Source organism: Massilia alkalitolerans DSM 17462, from assembly GCF_000427785.1.
Taxonomy (GTDB): Bacteria; Pseudomonadota; Gammaproteobacteria; order Burkholderiales; family Burkholderiaceae_D; genus Telluria; species Telluria alkalitolerans.
Genome location: NZ_ATYR01000022.1, coordinates 51,953 through 70,372, shown reverse-complemented (window position 1 = coordinate 70,372; position 18,420 = coordinate 51,953). Strand labels below are relative to the sequence as shown.

General features: G+C 67.9%; 15 protein-coding genes. 9 read left to right on the top strand and 6 right to left on the bottom strand.

What is annotated here, in order from left to right; all coding sequences use genetic code 11:
- The first annotated feature begins 9 nt into the window (after positions 1-9).
- The 3 genes from YWC_RS0119295 (at position 10) to YWC_RS0119285 (ending at position 4,652) form a co-directional block, all read left to right on the top strand.
- A complete protein-coding gene (locus tag YWC_RS0119295) occupies positions 10-1,017 on the top strand; it encodes a GlxA family transcriptional regulator (protein ID WP_027866858.1) in 1,008 nt (335 codons plus the stop codon).
- Between the two features lie 145 nt (positions 1,018-1,162).
- Entirely contained in the window at positions 1,163-3,910 is a 2,748-nt protein-coding gene (locus YWC_RS0119290) for a GAF domain-containing protein (RefSeq protein WP_027866857.1), read from the top strand.
- A 52-nt stretch (positions 3,911-3,962) separates the two neighbouring features.
- Positions 3,963-4,652, top strand: coding sequence for a fumarylacetoacetate hydrolase family protein (locus tag YWC_RS0119285; protein ID WP_027866856.1), 690 nt, complete (start codon positions 3,963-3,965; stop codon positions 4,650-4,652).
- Positions 4,653-4,750: 98 nt separating this feature from the next.
- Here YWC_RS0119285 and YWC_RS0119280 read toward each other — a convergent pair whose 3' ends face one another.
- The gene (locus tag YWC_RS0119280; RefSeq protein WP_027866855.1) at positions 4,751-5,542 is read right to left on the bottom strand and encodes a hypothetical protein; all 792 of its coding nucleotides are present in this window, start codon (positions 5,540-5,542) and stop codon (positions 4,751-4,753) included.
- 880 nt (positions 5,543-6,422) lie between these two features.
- Entirely contained in the window at positions 6,423-7,589 is a 1,167-nt protein-coding gene (locus YWC_RS30050; RefSeq protein WP_229413142.1) for an asparaginase, read from the bottom strand.
- 398 nt (positions 7,590-7,987) lie between these two features.
- Between YWC_RS30050 and YWC_RS0119265 the strand changes: the two genes are divergently transcribed.
- Positions 7,988-8,386: a hypothetical protein gene (locus YWC_RS0119265; RefSeq protein ID WP_027866853.1), complete on the top strand. Its 399-nt coding sequence runs from the start codon at positions 7,988-7,990 to the stop codon at positions 8,384-8,386.
- On the opposite strand, the gene YWC_RS0119260 is transcribed toward YWC_RS0119265, so the two are convergent.
- Positions 8,372-9,238: a pirin family protein gene (locus YWC_RS0119260; RefSeq protein ID WP_027866852.1), complete on the bottom strand. Its 867-nt coding sequence runs from the start codon at positions 9,236-9,238 to the stop codon at positions 8,372-8,374. The genes YWC_RS0119265 and YWC_RS0119260 overlap by 15 nt on opposite strands.
- Positions 9,239-9,361: 123 nt before the next feature.
- On the opposite strand from YWC_RS0119260, the gene YWC_RS0119255 reads away from it, so the two are divergent.
- The 5 genes from YWC_RS0119255 (at position 9,362) to YWC_RS0119235 (ending at position 16,425) form a co-directional block, all read left to right on the top strand.
- Positions 9,362-10,885: a dipeptidase gene (locus YWC_RS0119255; protein WP_027866851.1), complete on the top strand. Its 1,524-nt coding sequence runs from the start codon at positions 9,362-9,364 to the stop codon at positions 10,883-10,885.
- Between the two features lie 407 nt (positions 10,886-11,292).
- Positions 11,293-12,408: a galactose-1-phosphate uridylyltransferase gene (gene galT, locus YWC_RS0119250; RefSeq protein ID WP_027866850.1), complete on the top strand. Its 1,116-nt coding sequence runs from the start codon at positions 11,293-11,295 to the stop codon at positions 12,406-12,408.
- Complete coding sequence (locus tag YWC_RS0119245; protein WP_027866849.1) at positions 12,405-13,517, top strand: M24 family metallopeptidase; 1,113 nt, start codon at positions 12,405-12,407, stop codon at positions 13,515-13,517. The genes galT and YWC_RS0119245 overlap by 4 nt, the downstream gene beginning before the upstream one ends.
- The gene (galK, locus tag YWC_RS0119240) at positions 13,514-14,602 is read left to right on the top strand and encodes a galactokinase (protein ID WP_027866848.1); all 1,089 of its coding nucleotides are present in this window, start codon (positions 13,514-13,516) and stop codon (positions 14,600-14,602) included. Before YWC_RS0119245 ends, galK begins: the two co-directional genes overlap by 4 nt.
- Entirely contained in the window at positions 14,599-16,425 is a 1,827-nt protein-coding gene (locus tag YWC_RS0119235; protein WP_027866847.1) for a glycoside hydrolase family 2 protein, read from the top strand. Before galK ends, YWC_RS0119235 begins: the two co-directional genes overlap by 4 nt.
- 115 nt (positions 16,426-16,540) lie before the next feature.
- On the opposite strand, the gene YWC_RS0119230 is transcribed toward YWC_RS0119235, so the two are convergent.
- The 3 genes from YWC_RS0119230 to YWC_RS0119220 all read right to left on the bottom strand — a co-directional run bounded on the left by YWC_RS0119230 (position 16,541) and on the right by YWC_RS0119220 (position 18,165).
- Positions 16,541-17,182 carry a hypothetical protein gene (locus tag YWC_RS0119230; protein ID WP_027866846.1) on the bottom strand — a complete coding sequence of 214 codons (642 nt, stop codon included), beginning with the start codon at positions 17,180-17,182 and terminating at the stop codon, positions 16,541-16,543.
- 161 nt (positions 17,183-17,343) lie between these two features.
- A complete protein-coding gene (locus YWC_RS0119225; RefSeq protein ID WP_027866845.1) occupies positions 17,344-17,745 on the bottom strand; it encodes a VanZ family protein in 402 nt (133 codons plus the stop codon).
- Between the two features lie 105 nt (positions 17,746-17,850).
- Entirely contained in the window at positions 17,851-18,165 is a 315-nt protein-coding gene (locus YWC_RS0119220; RefSeq protein WP_027866844.1) for a hypothetical protein, read from the bottom strand.
- Positions 18,166-18,420 lie beyond the last annotated feature (255 nt).

Sequence of the window (18,420 nt, the reverse complement as noted above, 5' to 3'; positions counted from 1 at the left end):
TCTGCCACGATGAGCATTCCACCCGACCTGCATACCGCCTCTGGCGCCGGCGCTTCCGGCATCGACATCTGGCTGCTGGTGTTCCCGAACTTCATGCTGCTGGACGCGACCGGTCCGATCCAAATTCTTTCCACCGCCAACGACGAAGCCCGGGATGCCGGACGCGCGCCGCCTTACCGGCTGCACCTGGTCGCCGACGGCGGCGGGCAGGTGACGTCGTCGTCCGGCGTCGCGGTCCTGGCCGAACCGCTGCCGTCCGCGCTGCCGGCCGGCGGCACCCTGATCGTCTCAGGCGGCAAGCTCGCCGACCTGCCGGCCGAGGGCAGCGCCCTGCTCGACTGGGTCGGGCAGGCCGACCGCGCGACGGCGCGTACCTGCGGCGTCTGCACCGGCGCCTTCGTGCTGGCCCGCGCGGGCCTGCTGGCCGGCCGCCACGCCGCCACCCATTGGCAGGAGGTGCCCGACCTGCGGATCCAGCATCCGGATGTGCAGGTCCAGGACGACGCCTTCACCGTCAGGGACGGCAAGTTCCACACCTCCGCCGGCATCAGCGCGGGCATGGACCTGGCGCTCGACCTGGTCGAGCAAGACCTGGGCCGCGCCGCGGCGCTGGCGGTGGCGCGGCTGGTGGTGATGTTCCTGAAACGCCCCGGCGGCCAGCGCCAGTTCGGTTCCGGCATGCCGCCCCCGGCGCAGGAGGAGGGTACCTGCGCCGAGCTCACTGCCTGGCTGCGTCCGCGCCTCCAGCAGGACATCGAGGTCGGGGGCATGGCCGCGGCCTGCGCGTTGTCGGTGCGTACCCTGCACCGGCGGCTGCGCCAGGAAGCCGGCATCACGCCCGCCCAGCTGCTGGCGCGCCTGCGCCTGGAGGCGGCCTGCCGGCTGCTGGAACGGCCAGGCATGACGGTCAAGCGGGCGGCGCGCGACAGCGGCTATGGCACGGAATACAACCTGCGCCGCGCCTTTTCCACCCAGCTGGGTGTCCTGCCCAGCGAGTACCAGTCGCGTTTCAGCTAGCCCGGCGCTATCGCGCGCGGCTCATCCGGATAGCTCGTTATAATCGTCCGATTACAAAAAGTTGGCGGCGATACAACACACCACGGCGACAGGTTTCCCACTCCTGCGACCGGGCGCCGCGTGGAATCGAACCGGGGCTATCCTGATGAGTAACGAAAGCAGTCTCTCCCTCCTGCCTGACGCGGCCCGGCCGGAAGGCGGCGCGATGCTGCCCGGCCAGGCCATCGAATGTCCGCGGCCCATTTTCCCTTCTGTAAAACCCGACAACTGGCCCGAAGGCATGCAGGCCATCGCCGACCTGATCGTCGCCTCGCAGTTTCCGATGGCGATCGCCTGGGGGCCGGAACTCAGGCTGTTCTACAACGATGCCTATGCCTCCCTGTTGGGCGACAAGCATCCCGGCGCCATGGGCCAGCCGCTCACGCTGGTGCGTCCGGAGCTCTGGCCGCGCCTGCAGCCCTACGTCATGGAAGCCCTGTCGGGCCAGCCGGCGCAGTTCGAGAATGCGCTGCTGGAGTTCTACCGCAACGGCAAGCTGGAGCGGCGCTACTTCTCGTCCTCGATCACGCCGGTACGCCACGAAGGCGAGATCATCGGCGTGTATTTCGTGCTGTCCGACTGCACCTCGCGCGTGCTCGCCGAGCAGCGCCATGCCTTCCACCTGAAGCTGAGCGACACGCTGCGCGGCCTGGTCGACGCGGTGCACGTGATGCAGGCCGCGAGCCGGCTGACCGGCGAATACCTCGGCGTGGCGCGGGTCGGCTACGGCGAGGTCGACGTGTCCGGCCGCCTGGTGAGCGTGGACCGCGACTGGACAGACGGCGGCATCGCCAGCCTGGCGGGAGAATCGCGCGAACTCGACAGCTTCGGGCCGGCCATCATCGACCAGCTGCGCCGCGGGCGCACCCTGCGCCTGGACGATATCGCCCTGGACGAACACGCGGCCCCGTATGCGGCCGGCTATGCCAGCATCGACGCGCGCTCGATGATCATCGTGCCGCTGATCGAGGAGGGACGCCTGGCGGCCATCTTCTATTTGCACGAGCAGCGCGTGCGCCACTGGAGCGACCAGGAAGCCGCGCTGGCCGAGGACGTGGCGCGCCATACCCGCGAGGTAGTGCGGCGCGCCCGCGTCGAGGAATCGCTGCGCGACGAGAAGCGCGTGCTCGAGATGGTCAACCGCACCGGCCAGGCGCTGGCCTCGACCCTCGACCTGGGCACGCTGCTGCAGGCGATCACCGACGCCGGCACCGAGCTGGCGGGGGCGCGCTTCGGCGCCTTCTTCTATAACGCCGAAGACGAGCACGGAGAGCGGCTGCAGCTGTATACCCTGTCCGGTGCCCTGCGCGAGGACATGGAGCGCCTCAGCAAGCCGCGCGCCACCGAGATCTTCCGTCCCACCTTCGACGGCGAAGGCGCGATCCGCAGCGACGACATCACCTCCGATCCGCGCTATGCGCAGCTGGGCCCGGGCAGCGGCATGCCCCCCGGCCACCTGGCGGTGCGCAGCTACCTGGCGGTGCCGGTGGTGTCGCGCGCGGGGCAGGTGCTGGGTGGGCTGTTCTTCGGCCATCCGGAACCGGGTGTGTTCACCGAGCGCACCGAACGCATCGTCGCCGGGGTGGCCGGCCAGGCCGCCATCGCGATGGACAATGCGCGCCTGTACGAGGTGGCCCAGAAGTCGGCGCAGGAACGCGACGCGCTGCTGCAGAGCGAGCGCGCGGCGCGCGTGCAGGCCGAGCGCCTGAGCCATGCCAAGGACGAGTTCCTGGCGATGCTGGCGCACGAGCTGCGCAATCCGCTGGCGCCGATCAGCAGTTCGGCCAGCCTGCTGTCGATGCAGTTCAAGGACGAGCCGCGCATCCGCCAGACCAGCACCATCATCAGCCGCCAGGTACGCCACATGAGCCGCCTGATCGACGACCTGCTGGACGTGTCGCGCGTCACGCGTGGGCTCGTCAAGCTAAAGCTGGACGTGGTCGACTTCCGCGACATCGTTTCGGGTGCGCTCGACCAGGCGCGCCCGCTGCTCGAAGAAAAGAGCCATGCAGTGCAGCTGGCCTTGCCGCCTGGTCCCGTGTACGTGCGCGGCGACCAGACCCGCCTGGTGCAGAGCGTGACCAACATCCTCAACAACGCGGCCAAGTACACCCAGAAGGACGGACGCATCGCGCTGGCGCTCGACAGCAGGGACGGGCGCATGCGCCTGGACATCAGCGACAACGGTTCCGGCATGCCGCCGGAGCTGCTGCCGAGCGTGTTCGACCTGTTCACGCAGGGCGCACGCACGCTGGCGCGTTCGCAGGGCGGGCTCGGGCTGGGCCTGACCCTGGTCAAGCGCCTGGTCGAGCTGCACGGCGGCGAGGTCGGGGCGCACAGCGACGGCGTCGGCCTGGGCAGCCGCTTCACGCTGGCGCTGCCCTGCGTGGAGGCGGCGCCCGACGCCGGCGCGGCGACGGGGCGGCTGCAGGAAGAAGGGGCAGGGCTGGACCGGCCGCTGCGCTTGGTCCTGGTGGACGACAACGCCGATGCGGCCGACAGCCTGTCGCAGCTGCTGGGCGTGCAGGGCTACCACACGGCGGTCGAGTACGACGCGCGCTCGGCCATGCGCCGCGCGCGGGCCGAGCGCCCGGACGCCATGCTGGTCGACATCGGCCTGCCCGACATCGACGGCTACCAGCTGGCGCAGCAGCTGCGCGCGATGCCGGAAACGCGCGATACCGTGCTGGTAGCGATCACCGGCTACGGCCAGGCCGGGGACCGCGAGCGCGCCATCGAGGCCGGCTTCGCCCACCACCTGGTCAAGCCGGTGGACATGACGGCGCTGGGACGCGTCCTGGAATCGGTCGGCGCCAGTGCGGCGCGGGCGGAGTCCCTGGCGAGCGCGCCCTGACGAAGCGTCGGCCGGGCGGTTATCATGGACGCTCGTCCATGAAAGGATTCGCATGTCCAGTTACGTCATCACCGCCCCGGCCCAGCCCTCGCTGGCCGTGGCGGACAGCGCGCAACGCTTCCCGATCCGCCGCGTGTTCTGCGTCGGCCGCAACTACGGCGCCCATGCGCGCGAGATGGGGAGCGACCCGAACCGCGAGCCACCCTTCTTCTTCACCAAGCCGGCCGACGCCGTGGTGCCCGCCAGCGGCGCCGTGCCGTACCCGCCCGCCACCCAGGACCTGCACCACGAGGTCGAGCTGGTGGTGGCGCTGGGCGCTGGAGGGAGCAATATCGACCCGTCTGATGCCATGTCCCTCGTGTGGGGCTACGGCGTGGGCCTGGACCTGACCCGGCGCGACCTGCAGGCAGTGGCCAAGGATGCCGGCCGCCCCTGGGACATGGCGAAGGGCTTCGACGCCTCGGCGCCGTGCAGCGCGCTCATTCCAGCGGCGAAGCTCGGCCATCCGCAGGATGCGCGCATCTGGCTGGAGGTAAACGGCGCGCTGCGCCAGGAGGGGAACCTGAACGAGATGATCTGGCCGATCGCGGACGTGATCGGCCACCTGTCGCGCCTGGTCACGCTGGCGCCCGGGGACCTGATCTATACCGGTACGCCGGCGGGTGTCGCGGCCTTGAAGCCGGGCGACCAGCTGCGCGGCGGTGTGGATGGGGTCACGGAGTTCGCGTTGTCTATCGCGTAGGGTGGGCGGGTCTCCCGCCCGCGCGTTCAACCAGCTGAAGAATAGCCGCGCGAGTGTTCATCCACGAGTTGAACGCGCGGACGGCGAAGCCGTCCACCCTACGAGCGAGTTTTGATTAAAGCCTCCATCTGCGCCAGCAGTCCTTCTCTCGCCGCATCGATCTGCGCCCCATTGGTCTTGCTGGACAGCGCAGCACGCTCCTTGCGCCCCAGGAAGTACGCCACCCGCTCCGCATTCGCGCCCGACGGATGCGGCAGCCCGTGCAGCACGCGTCCGGCGGGGATCACGCCTTCGGCGACCAGCCAGTCGAGCGTCTCGCTGACGCTGGCGCCCATCGGGATGTACAGCGCGTCCGGCAGCTGGCGCGCCTCCTGCGCGAACCAGCGCAGTACCTGCTCGCGCAGGAAGGCATTGCGCAGCGGCGAGGGCGAGCCGCTGTAGTTTTTGCCGTCCACAAAAATCGGGTGGCGCAGGATCGCGCTCACCTGCACCAGCCCGGCATCTTCGCCGAACAGGGTGGCGCAGCCGGTGATGCCGAGCCAGCGCTGTACGCCGATCGCATCGAGCAGGGCCACGAAGTTGGGCCGGATCGCGCCGCTGAAGGCGCCCGCCAGCCGCGCCGCGCGCAGCACCGTGGTGTCGTCGCTGCCTGCCGCCAACTGGCGCTGCGCCTCGCGCATCGCGTTCTTCCACTGCACGAAACCGGGCGTGATGCCGGCGACCACGATGCGCGCCTGCGGGTGGATCGATTCGAAGGGAATGTAGTGGGCGCTGTAGCGTCCTTCGCGGCCCAGCAGGAACGTGTCGGGGATCTCTGCCGGCGCCGCCACCTGCGCCAGGTCGAGCTTGCGGATCGCTTCGCGGTAGCGGGAAAAGAGCGGTTCTGGCATCGGGATCGGAGGTCGCTGAAAGCCTCATGGTAGCGCACGCCGGCGCGGCAGCGCGAACGCATGCATTGCCGCGAAAACTGGTACGCTGTCTCCATCAATGGACGGCCGCAGGAATCACAAAAACACGCGGCCCGGGAAGGGGAGGATGCCATGGCCGACGTGGCGCTGATCACGGTGCACGGGATGGGGGAAACCCCGCCCACCTATGCCGACGGGCTGATGGACCGGCTGCGCGGGCAGTTGGGTAGCCTGGCAGGGCAGGTGGTGATGCGCTCCGTGTACTACCAGAAGATCCTGCAGGACAACCAGAACTATGTGTGGGAGCGTACCCGCGAGTACAGTGCGGTGCGCTACCCGGACCTGCGCAAGTTCGTGCTGTTCGGCTTCGGCGACGCGGCCGGGCTCGAGAACCGCAAGGAGATCCCCGGTTCGGTCTACGAGCTGGCACAGGGCGAGATCGCGCGCACGCTGCTGTCGGCGCACGCGCTGCGGCCCGGTATGCCGGTGGTGTTCGTGGCGCAGTCGCTCGGCTGCCAGGTCCTGTCGAGCTACATCTACGACGCCCAGAAGGCGGCCAGGGGCCAGCCCGTCGGCGCCGGTATCTGGCGCAACATCGATGCCTGGGCGCTGGCTGCCATCGGGCGGGCGCTCACCGCGAGCGAGAAGACCTTCCTGGGCGCGGGCACCTGCGCTGCGCTGGTCACGACCGGCTGCAACATCCCGGTGTTCATCGCCGCGCACAAGATCATGCACATCATCCCGATCGAGCGGCCGACCTCGCTCTTCAAGTGGATCAACTTCTACGATCCGGACGACGTGCTGGGCTGGCCGCTGCAGCCCCTGCCGGGCGGCTACAACGAACTGGTGGAAGACCGCATCGTCAACGCCAGCGGCGGCGTCGCCAGCCTGCTGCTGCGCAGCTGGAACCCGTTCTCGCACAACAGCTACTGGGACGACGCCACCGTCGTCGCTGCCATCGCCGCCATGCTGCGCCGCCTGGCGGCCTAGGATCAGGCCTCCGCCTCCGCTTCGGCGTCAGCGTGAACAGGGTGCGGATGTCGCCCGCCACCGTGCCGCGCGCGTTGCGGATGGAGGGTTGGCGGAACTGTTCCAGCTGTGCGCGCCCTTCCTCGTCGAGCAGGCCGAGCTGGTCGAGCACGCCGTACACCGCCGGATGCAGGGCGCGGCTGTTGCCGTCCGCAATCTTGATCGCGATGCCCAGCCCCGCCGAGCGGATCCCGATCGCCTGCACCGCGTCGGCGCCGATCTTCGCCACCCAGTCGCCGCCGCCGGCCGTCATCCATGCCAGGTCGGTGCGCGCCGTGCCCGAGACCAGGTCGGGCCGCGCCGTCATGGCGTCGAACAGCATGCCCATGGCGCCGCCCAGCTGCGGGTCGGCGGCGCCTTGCGCGAGGCGCGCATACAGGTGCGCCAGGGTCGACAGGGGCATCGCATAGTTCGGCGCCGAGCAGCCGTCGAGCCCGACCTGCATCCAGTCGGCCGGCATGCCTACCACCTCGGCCAGCGTGTCGCGGATCGCCTGCTGCAGCGGGTGGCTGCGCTCGACATAGCCGCGGGTGGGCGCGCCGTGCAGGCGGCACCAGGCCAGGAAGCCGCTGTGCTTGCCCGAGCAGTTGTGGTGCAGCGGCGTCCAGCTGCGATCCTGGGGCACCGGCTGGCCGGTGAACTCGTAGAACAGCGGCGTGGCGCAGCCGCATTCCAGGTGGCCGGGATCGAGGCCGATCTTGTTGAGGATGGATTCCACGCCCTGCAGGTGCTTATCTTCGCCGGAGTGGCTGGCGCACAGCAGCGCCAGTTCGTCGCGGCTCAGGCAGAAGCGCGCGGGACCGTCGGACAGGATGAAGGGCAGGGCCTGGAAGGGCTTGAGGGCCGAGCGCGTGAAGGTGGGGTAGAGCGGATCGCCGCTCGCGTAGAGCAGGCGGCCCCGCACGTCGACGACCGCGATCGAGCCGGCATGGATGTTCTCGACGACATAGCCGGAATCGGGGTAGCCGCGCGTGGTGGCGACGAGGGGAATGGCTTGCATGGTGTCGTGGCAAAAGGTGTGTGGAAAGCGATCGGAACCCTACTTTAAGGCATTGCGCAACATGCAGACGCACGTTCCCGCATATGCACGGACGCGTCGCGTTTCGCCCGTCAATTCAGGCTGTCTGAGATATCTGCACGGCGTGCAGACGTCCAAAGCCGGCGCCGATATGCATGCCCCGCTTGGTAGCGGTTTTCTGCATTTCGTCGCGCGTTTTCCGCGTTCCAGCGCTTCCGGCTTGAGCCTGCACGGCAGGTCGCTACACTTCCCTCATCGCCAGACAAACCGAGAGAAACGCTGGCGAAACTGAACCACGTGGACCGCGCGGCGCGAATCGAACTACTTCAAGAACCGCCAGGTCCGAACCCATTCATTTTCGACCCGAAAGGAAGTACATCATGCGTACCAAACTGCTGCTGGCCGCCGCCGCCACCTTCTTCACCCTGACCGCCAGCGCGGCACCGCAAGGCACCGTCTCCGAGCGCGTCGACGTGGTCGGCGCCCAGCCGAAGCAGGCGCAGATGGCTCCATTCATGTTCGACCGGGTGCAGGGCGAATACCAGCTCGACGACGGCCGCGTCCTCACCGTGACCGGCAAGCGCGATGGCCAGGCCCGCAAGCTGTACGCCGACTTCGGCGACGGCGCCACCGAGATCGTCCACGTCGGCAAGAACCGCTTCGTTGCGATGAACAAGGACGTGCGCCTGTCCTTCGCGCGTCCGGTCAACCAGCGCATGGTGGACGCTGTCACCGTCAGCAACCTGGCCGGCCGCCAGGTCGCCCTAGCCCAGCGCTGAGCCGAAACGCCCGGCCTGGTAATCGTCGATGGCCTGCGCGATCTCCTCGCGCGTGCTCATCACGAAGGGGCCATGCGAGACCACCGGTTCCCGGATCGGTTCCGCATGGCCGAACACCACCAGGGCGTCCTGGCTGGCGCGGATCTCGACCGTGTCGCCGGTCTCGTCCAGCTCCACCAGGTGCATCGGGCTGACCAGGTCGGCATGGTTGCCCACCTGGACCACCCCGCGCGCGACGTAGAGGAACACGTTGCGCCCCTCCAGTCCACCAAAGCGGATGCTGCCGCCCGCGCGCATCTCCAGCGTGCTCATGAACACGCTGGTCAGCGAATGCACCGGGCCCGTGCTGCCTTCCCATCCCCCCGCAATCAGGTTCAGCAACACCTTGCCCTCGTCGACCGCCAGGGCAGGGATGTCCGCGCGCTGCAGGCCGGTGTAGGCCGGCTCGCTCATCTTCAGGCGCGAGGGCAGATTGACCCACAGCTGGAGGATCTCGATCGGGCCGCCCTGCTCGAGGAATTCGCGTGGCGAGACCTCGGCATGCACGATGCCGCGCCCGGCCGTCATCCACTGCACGCCGCCGGCGTGGATCACGCTCTCGTGGCCGGCATTGTCGCGGTGGGCCAGCATGCCTTCCAGGATGAAGGTGACGGTCTCGAAGCCGCGGTGCGGGTGCGGGCCGAAAGGCAGGCCGCGGTTGTGCGGCGGGTAGGTCTGCGGGCCGTGGTGGTTGAGGAACAGGAAGGGATCGATCTGGTCGACCAGGCGGCCGGGCAGCGGGCGCTGCGTGATGAGGTCGCCGATATCGTCGCGCATCGCGGGATGCAGGCGGTGGACACTGCGGGCTGTCATGGTGGGTCGCTCCTGTGGTTCATTCGTCCTAACGATACTCCAAGACCCCCTCCCGGGCCCACACGCCTGTGCTAGACTTCTTGCACTTTTGCAACCATCGCTTTGCACTGGAGACGGGACTTCATGATTCGAAAAACACTGCTGGCCAGCCTGCTGCTGGCTTCCTTCACGTTGCCTGCCGCAGCGGCCCCGGCGCCCGTCAAGGTCCCGAGCGAGGTCGCCGTCAAGACTGCCAAGTACGCGGCCAGCACCTACCGCAAGGACATCGTCGACACGCTGGCCAAGCTGGTGAGCTACAACACGGTGGCCGACAAGAACGTCCCGTCCGACAAGAACCCGGTCCATATCGCCTTCAAGGAAGCGCTGAAGGCGGAAGCCCAGCGCCTGGGACTGGACTACGCCGACCACGGCTGGACCGTGATCATCGGCCTGGGACAGGGCAGCGAACGCGTCGGCGTGATCACGCACGGCGACGTGCAGCCGGTCGACCCGAGCAAGTGGAAGAAGTCGCCCTTCGTGCTGGACCGCACCAGTGAGCCGGGCAAGCTGCTGGCGCGCGGCGCCGAGGACGACAAGGGCCCGATCGCCACCGCCATGTACGCGATGAAGTCGATCAAGGACAAGGGCCTGCCGCTGTCCAAGCGCATCGAACTCTATGTGTACATGGGCGAGGAGTCCGACTGGCAGCCGCTGGTGGAGTTCCTCAAGACCCACCAGCCGCCGCAGGTCAACATCACGCTCGACGCCGAGTACCCGGCGGTGACGGCGGAGAAGGGCTCGGGCCTGGTCGCCGTGACGATCCCGAAGGCGGGCGCGGCGGTGCCGCCGCAAGGCGAAGCCTACGTGGCCGAATTCGGCGGCGGCTTCTTCATTACCCAGATTCCCGAGGACGCCAGTGCCGTGATCGCCAACGCGACGCCGGAAATCGAGCAGGCCATCCGCGCGCGCGGCGCCAGACAGGAGGGCATGCAGTACAGCTTCAGCTGGCAGGGCAGCAGCTTGAGCATCAAGGCCAAGGGCGTATCGGCCCACTCGTCCAAGCCGGAAGACGGCGTCAACGCGGTCAGCATGCTGGCCGATGCGCTGGCCGTGCGTCCCTGGGCCAACACCACGGCCGGCGGCGCGGTGAACTACCTGAACGAGATGGTGGGGACCGGCATCTACGGCGAGAAGTTCGGTGGTATCGCCTACCGCGACAGCTTCATGGGTCCGATGAGCTTCGCGCCGACCGTGATCAAGCAGAACGACGACGGCATCGAAGTGCAGATCAACCTGCGCCGCCCGCAGGGCAAGAGCAGCGAGCAGCTGACCAACGAAGTCAATGCCGCGCTGGCGCAGTGGCAGGCGCGCCGGCTGCCGCTGGCCAACGTCAAGGTCCGCATCGGCGAACCCTGGCTGCAGAAGAACGCGCCGCACCTGCCGACCCTGATGAACGTGTTCTCGTATTTCACCGGCATGAAGAATCCGCAGCCGATCGCGATCGGCGGCGGCACCAATTCGCGCCTGTTCCCGGGCGCGGTGAGCTTCGGTCCGGCCATGCCGGGCAAGGTCTACACCGGCCACTCCGAGCACGAGTTCATCACCGAGAAGCAGCTGCTGCTGAATCTGCAGATGTACACGGCGGTGCTGGTCGAACTGGCGAAGTAAGCGCGCACGCTGACATCCCAGCCCCGGCACCGTCCGGGGCTTTTTTTCGCCCGCTTCCGCTCGATTCCGGCATGAGGTCCACCGTCGTGTTCATGTAGAGCTGGTAGGTGGCTGGCTCGCCAAAATGTGTAAATAATTCCAATCGTTCTGTAGGATTGTACTTACAAGAGAGGGTGGTGCTGGCGGGGTAAATGCGCCTTTCCCTCGGAGCGACAGGGCGGGCTGCGAGGCCGGCTTTTCGCTCCGCGGTCCCTGCCGTTGATGGCCGGAAAAATGCCACCGTGCTAGAGGGAAAATGTGGCGAAAGCAGCATGATAGGATCACTGTTACAGACCGCGAGGACACCGGAGAACCCGGTGTCGGCTCGCGCTCCTTGCTTTACGAATGCCCGACATTTTTTGGATGCCATGCACAGCAAAGATCTCAAGAAGCCGGACGGACGCAACCTGACCCTGTACAGCAACCATCCGATCCCGGAAGGTATCGCTGCGCCCAGCCCTTTCCCTGATCCCCAGCATGCCAATCCCCACCTGCGCTGGCACCCGCTGCGCGGCGAATGGGTGACCTACGCCGCTTTCCGCCAGAACCGTACCTACCAGCCGCCGCCGCAGTACAACCCGCTGGCGCCGATGAGCAACCCGCAGCACCCGACCGAGATGCCGGCCGGCGACTACGAGGTCGCGGTGTTCGACAACCGCTTCCCCTCGCTGGCGCTGGAGTCGCACGAGCCGCCCAGCGTGACGGTGCCGACCGCCCCCGCCAACGGTCACTGCGAGGTGGTGGTGTTCACGCAGGACCCGCAGGCTTCCCTTTCCTCGCTGCCGCTGTCGCGCATCGAGCTGCTGCTGTCGGTATGGGGCGACCGCACGACGCGCATCGGCCGCCACCCGCACATCCACTACGTGCTGCCCTTCGAGAACCGCGGCGCCGAAGTCGGCGTGACCCTGCACCATCCGCACGGCCAGATCTATGCCTATCCCTTCGTGCCTTCGGTGCCGGCGCGCATGCTGGCGCAGGAGCGCGAGTACTTCCTGCAGCACGGCGCCAGCCTGCTGTGCGACATGGCGCGCGACGAAGCGGCGGACGGCAAGCGCGTGCTGTACCACGACGACTACGCGATCGCCTTCGTGCCGGCCTGCGCCCGCTATCCCTACGAGGTGTGGGTGATGCCGACCGCGCCATGCCAGGATTTCGCCGCGCTCACGCCGCCGCAGCGCGAAAGCCTGGCGCGCGCGCTCAAGACCGTGCTGCTGAAGTTCGACACGCTGTGGAACCGTCCTTTCCCTTACCTGATGGCGTGGTACCAGGCGCCCACCGACGGCGCCGCGCATCCCGAGACCCAGCTGCACGCGCAGTTCTACCCGCCGTACCGGACCCGCGAGCGCCTGAAGTACCTGGCCGGCACCGAGCTGGCGGCCGGGATGTTCGCGATGGACGTGCTGCCCGAGACCACCGCCTACGAGCTGCAGCAGGTCGAAGTCAGCCTGGATGAGAGCGGTGAACTTGCGGAGGCCCGCGCATGACCCCGGTCCGGCAGCGCGCCACCGAGGTCGCGGACAAGCTGGCGCTGTTGCGCGCCCACCTGGCCGCGGCCCAGGCCGGGGCGATTCGCCTGCGCGGCGTCGACTGGTTCGCCTGGGTGACGGCGGGCGGCTCGAGCGCCGTGCTGCAGACCACCGACGGCGGCGTGGCCGAGGTGCTGGTGACGCCAGAGGAAGCCTGCATCCTGACCGATGCGATCGAGGCCGAGCGCCTGCGCGCCGAGGAACTGCCCGACGGCTTCACCTTCCACATCGAACCCTGGACCGAGCCGGAGCTGCGCGAACGCTACGTGCAGAATGCCGCGGCCGGCCGCACGATCCTGTCCGACCGCCCCGCGAACGGCGAACAGCCGCTGCCGTACGCACTGCGCCAGCGCCGCATGGTGCTGGAGCCGAGCGAGCGCGAACGCTACCGGCTGCTCGGCCGCGAGGCCGCCGAGGCGATGAGCGAAATCCTGCGCCGGGCGCGGCCCGACTGGACCGAATTCCAGCTCGCCGGCGCGGGCGCCGAGGCGCTGTGGCGGCGCGGCATCCACCCGGCCCTGGTGCTGGCGGCCGGCGAGCGGCGCCTGCCGGCCTGGCGCCATCCGACCCCGACCGGCGAACCGCTGGGCGCGCGCGCCATGCTGGTGTTCTGCGCACGGCGCCACGGCCTGTACGCCAACCTGACCCGCTTCGTCAGTTTCGCAGGCGTGAATTCCGCGCCGCTGGACGAGCAGCGCGCCCTGATGGAAATCGAGGCCACCGGCCTGGCGGCGATCGAGCCGGGCAAGTCGCTCTCGGCCGTCTACCACGCGCTCGAGGCGGCCTACAAGCACGCCGACCGCGAGGCGGCGATCCGCGAGCACCACCAGGGCGGCATCACCGGCTACCGCGCGCGCGAAGTCGTCACCGGTCCCACCACCGCGACCCTGCTGGAAGAGGGCATGGCATTCGCATTCAACCCGAGCTTCGCGGGCGTGAAAATCGAAGACACTTTCCTGCTCGGCCCCGACGGGCTCGAGAACCTAACGTTCGACCCCGGCTGGCCGGCGGCGGACGTACATGGCCGCAAGCGGCCCCTTTGGCTGGAGGCGCAAGCATCATCATGACGAACACCGACACCTTCTTCGGCGGCGCGCCGGAGGTGAACGCGTCGGCGCCCGGACGCGTCAACCTGCTCGGCGAGCATACCGACTACAACGACGGCTTCATGCTGCCGGTGGCGACCCCGCAGCGTACCGTGGTGGCGATGAGCCGCAGCGGCGACGACCACTTTCACTTCTATTCGCCGACTTTCGACAACACCGTCACCTTCGCGCAGGGCGGCAGCGCGCCGCAGGGCTACGGCAGCTACATCGAGGGCTGCATCCGGCTGGTGCAGGCGCAAGGCGTAGAGGTACCGCCGCTGCGCGTCTACATCACCACCGACCTGCCGGTCGGCTCGGGCCTGTCCTCGTCCGCCGCGCTCGAGGTGGCCACCCTGCGGGCCATGCGGGCGCTGCTCGGCTTCGAGCTCGACGACGTCAAGCTGGCCCGCATCGCCCAGCGCGCCGAGATCGAGTTCGCGCACGTGAACTGCGGGATCATGGACCAGATGGCGTCCAGCCTGGCCGACGAAACGAACATGCTGTTCATCGACGCGCGCACGCTGGAGCACCGCCTGGTGAAGATGCCGCCCGATACCGAGCTGATCGTGGTCGACTCGGGGGTGGCGCGCAAGCTCGCAGCCAGCAAGTACAACGAACGGCGCGCAGAGTGCGAAGAAGCCTCGCGCAAGCTGGGCGTGCAGGCCCTGCGCGACGTCACCGACCCATCGTCCGTCGAAAGCCTGCCCTCGCCGATGCGCGAGCGGGCCCGCCACGTGGTGCAGGAAAACCTGCGCGTGCTGGAAGCGGCGGGCGGCGTGAGCGCCGAGCGTTTCGGCGAATTGATGAACGCGTCGCATGTCAGCCTGCGCGACGACTACGAAGTTTCAATCCCCGAGCTGGACGAGCTGTGCGCGCACCTGCGTGCGGCGCCCGGCGTGCTCGGGGCACGCCTCACAGGCGCCGGCTTCGGCGGCGCCTGTGTGGCGCTGTGCCGGGCAGGTCAGGCACAGCAAGCGGCCGCCGCCGCGCTGGCGGCCTACAACAAGAACGGACGACAGGGCCGGATCCTGATTCCGGTTCCGACTGAACAGAAAGGACAACAATGAATCAGTTTGAATATCCCCGTCCCCAATTGGTGCGCGACAACTGGATCAATCTCAACGGAAAATGGCGCTTCACCTTCGACGACGAGCTGCGCTATGCAAAACCGGAAGACGTCGCCGAGTGGACCCATGAAATCAACGTGCCCTTCGCGGTCGAGACCGAACTGAGCGGTATTCAGGACACCGGTTTCCATATCGCCGTCTGGTACCAGCGCGAGTTCGAGCTGGCGCCCAACGACAAGCGCACCATCCTGCACTTCGGCGCGGTCGACTACGCGGCGCGGGTGTGGGTGAACGGCCGCCTGGTGGCCGAGCACGAGGGCGGCCATACGCCTTTCCAGGCTGACATCACCGACGTCATGAATGCGGACGGCAAGCAGGTGGTGACCGTGTTCGTCGAAGACGATCCGGCCGACCTGGCCAAGCCGCGCGGCAAGCAGGACTGGCTGCTGGAACCGCACTCGATCTGGTATCCGCGCACCACCGGCATCTGGCAGACGGTCTGGGTCGAGCAGGTCGAGGACACCTACATCGCCTCGCTGCGCTGGACCCCGATCTTCGAGACCTACGAGATCGGCTGCGAGGTGTTCGCCACCGGCCACACCCACCAGGAACTGTTTGTTGAGGTCAAGATCTGGCATGGCGAGCAACTGCTGGCGGACGATTACTACAAGCTGCTGCAAGGCGAAGCGAACCGCAAGATCGCGCTGTCCGACCCCGGCATCGACGACTCGCGCAACGAGATCCTCTGGAGCCCGGAGCGACCGACCCTGCTGGATGCCGAAGTGACCCTGCGTTGCGGCGACCGCGTGCTCGACCGCATCCGCTCGTACACGGCGCTGCGTTCGGTCTCGATCAACCGCGACCGCTTCATGCTCAACGGCCGACCCTACCAGCTGCGCCTGGTGCTCGACCAGGGCTACTGGCCCGAGTCCTTCATGACGGCGCCGTCGGACCAGCACCTGAAGCGCGACGTCGAACTGGTCAAGCTGATGGGCTTCAACGGCGTGCGCAAGCACCAGAAGATCGAGGACCCGCGCTTCCTGTACTGGGCCGACAAGCTGGGCCTGCTGGTGTGGGAAGAGATGCCCTCGGCCTACCGCTTCAGCTCGCGCGCCATCAGCCGCATGGTGAGCGAATGGACCGAAGCGATCCAGCGCGACTACAGCCACCCCTGCATCATCGTGTGGGTCGCGTTCAACGAGTCCTGGGGCGTGCCGAACCTCACGCTCACCCAGGCGCACCGCAACGCGGTCGAGGCCTTGTACCACCTGACCCGCACGCTCGACTCGACCCGGCCGGTGATCGGTAACGACGGCTGGGAAGCCTCGGCCACCGACATCCTCGGCATCCACGACTACGACTGCGACCCGGAGAAGCTGCAGGCGCGCTATGCGGTCACCGATCCGGTGCGCACCCTGTTCGACCAGCGGCGTCCGGGCGGCCGTATCCTGACCCTGGACGGCTTCCCGCACCGCGGCCAGCCGATCGTACTGACCGAGTTCGGCGGCATCGCCTACGATCCGACCCAGGATCCGGACGCGGACAAGACCACCTGGGGCTATTCGCGGGCGCACACGGCCGAGAGCTACCTGTCGCTGTACCGCGATCTCCTGAGGGTGGTGAACGAGACCTTCATGTTCAGCGGCTTCTGCTACACGCAGTTCACCGACACCTTCCAGGAAGCCAACGGCCTGCTCAACGCGGACCGCACGCCGAAGCTGCCGCTGGAGGTGATCAGCGCCGCCACCCGCAACGTGGCGCTGCAGCGCAAGGAGGTCGAGGCGGAAGGCGATGGCATCCCCGGCGGAACCGGCATGCCGTAAGCGCACGCGCAAGCGATAGAGACGCGCACCGGTGACGGTGCGCGTTTTTTGTGTGGCGTGGGGCGGTGGGCACGCTGCAGCAGGTCCGTGCCGCAGCGCGATCGAACGGAGCGACTTAGCGCTGGATGACGCCGCTGGTGACGTTCACGCGGTCGCCGCTGCGGAAGTCGGGCGTGCTGGCATGGTTGACGACCTGGGTGCTGCCGTCGTCCATGCGCACCGTGACGCGGTAGCTGTTGGCGCCGCTGGCCCCGGCTGCGCCGCTCGATCCGGTGCTGCCGGCCGTGCCCGAGCTGCCCGAGCTCATGCTTTCGCTCGGGACGACTTCGATGGCGAGCACCGTGCTGTTGGGTGCGGCGCTGCCGGCGGCCGAGGCGCCGGTCGCTGCCGACGAGCCGGACGATCCGGTGCTGCCCGATGCGCCGCTGCTGCCGGACTGGTCCCAGCCCGAAGAGCCGCTGGTGCCCGAGGTGCCAGAGCTGCCCGAGGTGCCGGTGCCCATGGTGCCCTGGCTGCTCGAGCTGCCGCTGCTGCCGGTGGGATTGCCGGAGGCGTCGGTGGCGCTGCCGGAGCCGTAGCTGCTGGAGCCGCCGGTGCCGGTCGCACCGGAGGTGCCGCTCGAACCGCCCGTGGTAGTGCCGCTGCTGCTGGTGCCGCTCGATGACTCGCCGCCGCCGCGCATGCCGGCGCACCCGGCCAGGCCCAGCGATACAGCCAGCAAGCCCGCCAGGAGCATGCTCTGGTGTTTTTGCTTCATGGTCAACTCCTTATGGTGGATGTTCAATCGGATGCGTGACGATGCCACGTGCCACTGGAGTGAGAGGGGGGAAGCGCGTCAGCGTTCCAGCTGACTCGGGTTGAGCCTGAGCTGTATCAAGGTGCCCACGAGGCTGGTGGATTTTTTTGCGGTGCCGAAGGTCAGCGCTGGCGCACGCTGCCGTGCTGCGGCACGATCAACGCCAGCAGGGTGCTGGTCAGCAGCGCTGCGCTCACGTCGACCATCCAGTCGCGCACGTCGCCGCTGCGGTAGGGCAGGAAGCTCTGCACCAGCTCGTCGCCGGCGCCCATCAGGGCGATCGCCAGTAGTGCCTTGGCGGCGCGCACGGGACCGCTTCCGGTGCTGCCGAAGAACCACAGCATGGTCAGGAAGGCATAGGTCAGGCCGTGCAGCACCACGCCGGGCGCGAATTCGCCCACTTCGGCGCGCGCCCCCGGGATCGATCCGGCAACGACGATGCCCGCGAACAGGACGAGGGCGGTCTTGATGCGGGCGGAGCGCAGGCGGGGATCGAGCAACAGGAAGGACAGGAAAGCGGGCATGACGACGAAACGCTGGCAAAAGCGAACGATATCACAGCGCTTGGCTTTCCTGTCGCACCGACCGGCTCGACGCACCGGTCGCCGGCATCCCGGCGGGCTGCCCCTTCAGATCGTCAGCGCGGGGACGCCGTTCGTATAGTGGGCGTCGAAACAGCTTTCGCAGTCGGCGCAGAAAAGGTGTGCCATGCGGACGCTGTTCTGCCGCAGCACGAGCTTGAGGTGGGTGTGCTGGCACTTGGGACAGATTTCGCGCACGCTGCCGAAAGTCAGCAGGTTCAGCGGGGCGCTGTCACCGTCGAGCTGGTCGATGACGGCAAGGGGATTCAGTTCGCTCAGCACCAGGTTGCCGTCGGTATGGTGGCGGCGGCTGGCGCTTGCTTCAGGCGGATGCGCGTAGTTCTCGGATACACGTTGATTCATAGGACAAGCTCCCATTATCGTGTTGTCTCCGCAACCCTGCGAAGCAGGAAACGCAGGGCGGGAGCTTCATCATAGCGAAATCCTGCAGGGCTTCAAGCCCAGCGGGGTGATTTTTATGATGGTGTTGCCGATGTGAAGAAAAAAATGCCCGTCAGGAACTGACGGGCACAACCCAAGATCGGGCCAAGAGACGTAAATCGGTTGGTGTGTTGCACGCCGGGTGCAGCACACCTGCTGCCATCACGCATATCGGTT

What these genes read in the sequence shown, in the direction of transcription:
- YWC_RS0119295 (WP_027866858.1), top strand. Translation starts at nt 10, where the DNA reads ATGAGCATTCCACCCGACCTGCATACCGCCTCTGGCGCCGGCGCTTCC.
- YWC_RS0119290 (WP_027866857.1), top strand. Translation starts at nt 1,163, where the DNA reads ATGAGTAACGAAAGCAGTCTCTCCCTCCTGCCTGACGCGGCCCGGCCG.
- YWC_RS0119285 (WP_027866856.1), top strand. Translation starts at nt 3,963, where the DNA reads ATGTCCAGTTACGTCATCACCGCCCCGGCCCAGCCCTCGCTGGCCGTG.
- YWC_RS0119280 (WP_027866855.1), bottom strand. Translation starts at nt 5,542, where the DNA reads ATGCCAGAACCGCTCTTTTCCCGCTACCGCGAAGCGATCCGCAAGCTC.
- YWC_RS30050 (WP_229413142.1), bottom strand. Translation starts at nt 7,589, where the DNA reads ATGCAAGCCATTCCCCTCGTCGCCACCACGCGCGGCTACCCCGATTCC.
- YWC_RS0119265 (WP_027866853.1), top strand. Translation starts at nt 7,988, where the DNA reads ATGCGTACCAAACTGCTGCTGGCCGCCGCCGCCACCTTCTTCACCCTG.
- YWC_RS0119260 (WP_027866852.1), bottom strand. Translation starts at nt 9,238, where the DNA reads ATGACAGCCCGCAGTGTCCACCGCCTGCATCCCGCGATGCGCGACGAT.
- YWC_RS0119255 (WP_027866851.1), top strand. Translation starts at nt 9,362, where the DNA reads ATGATTCGAAAAACACTGCTGGCCAGCCTGCTGCTGGCTTCCTTCACG.
- galT (WP_027866850.1), top strand. Translation starts at nt 11,293, where the DNA reads ATGCACAGCAAAGATCTCAAGAAGCCGGACGGACGCAACCTGACCCTG.
- YWC_RS0119245 (WP_027866849.1), top strand. Translation starts at nt 12,405, where the DNA reads ATGACCCCGGTCCGGCAGCGCGCCACCGAGGTCGCGGACAAGCTGGCG.
- galK (WP_027866848.1), top strand. Translation starts at nt 13,514, where the DNA reads ATGACGAACACCGACACCTTCTTCGGCGGCGCGCCGGAGGTGAACGCG.
- YWC_RS0119235 (WP_027866847.1), top strand. Translation starts at nt 14,599, where the DNA reads ATGAATCAGTTTGAATATCCCCGTCCCCAATTGGTGCGCGACAACTGG.
- YWC_RS0119230 (WP_027866846.1), bottom strand. Translation starts at nt 17,182, where the DNA reads ATGAAGCAAAAACACCAGAGCATGCTCCTGGCGGGCTTGCTGGCTGTA.
- YWC_RS0119225 (WP_027866845.1), bottom strand. Translation starts at nt 17,745, where the DNA reads ATGCCCGCTTTCCTGTCCTTCCTGTTGCTCGATCCCCGCCTGCGCTCC.
- YWC_RS0119220 (WP_027866844.1), bottom strand. Translation starts at nt 18,165, where the DNA reads ATGAATCAACGTGTATCCGAGAACTACGCGCATCCGCCTGAAGCAAGC.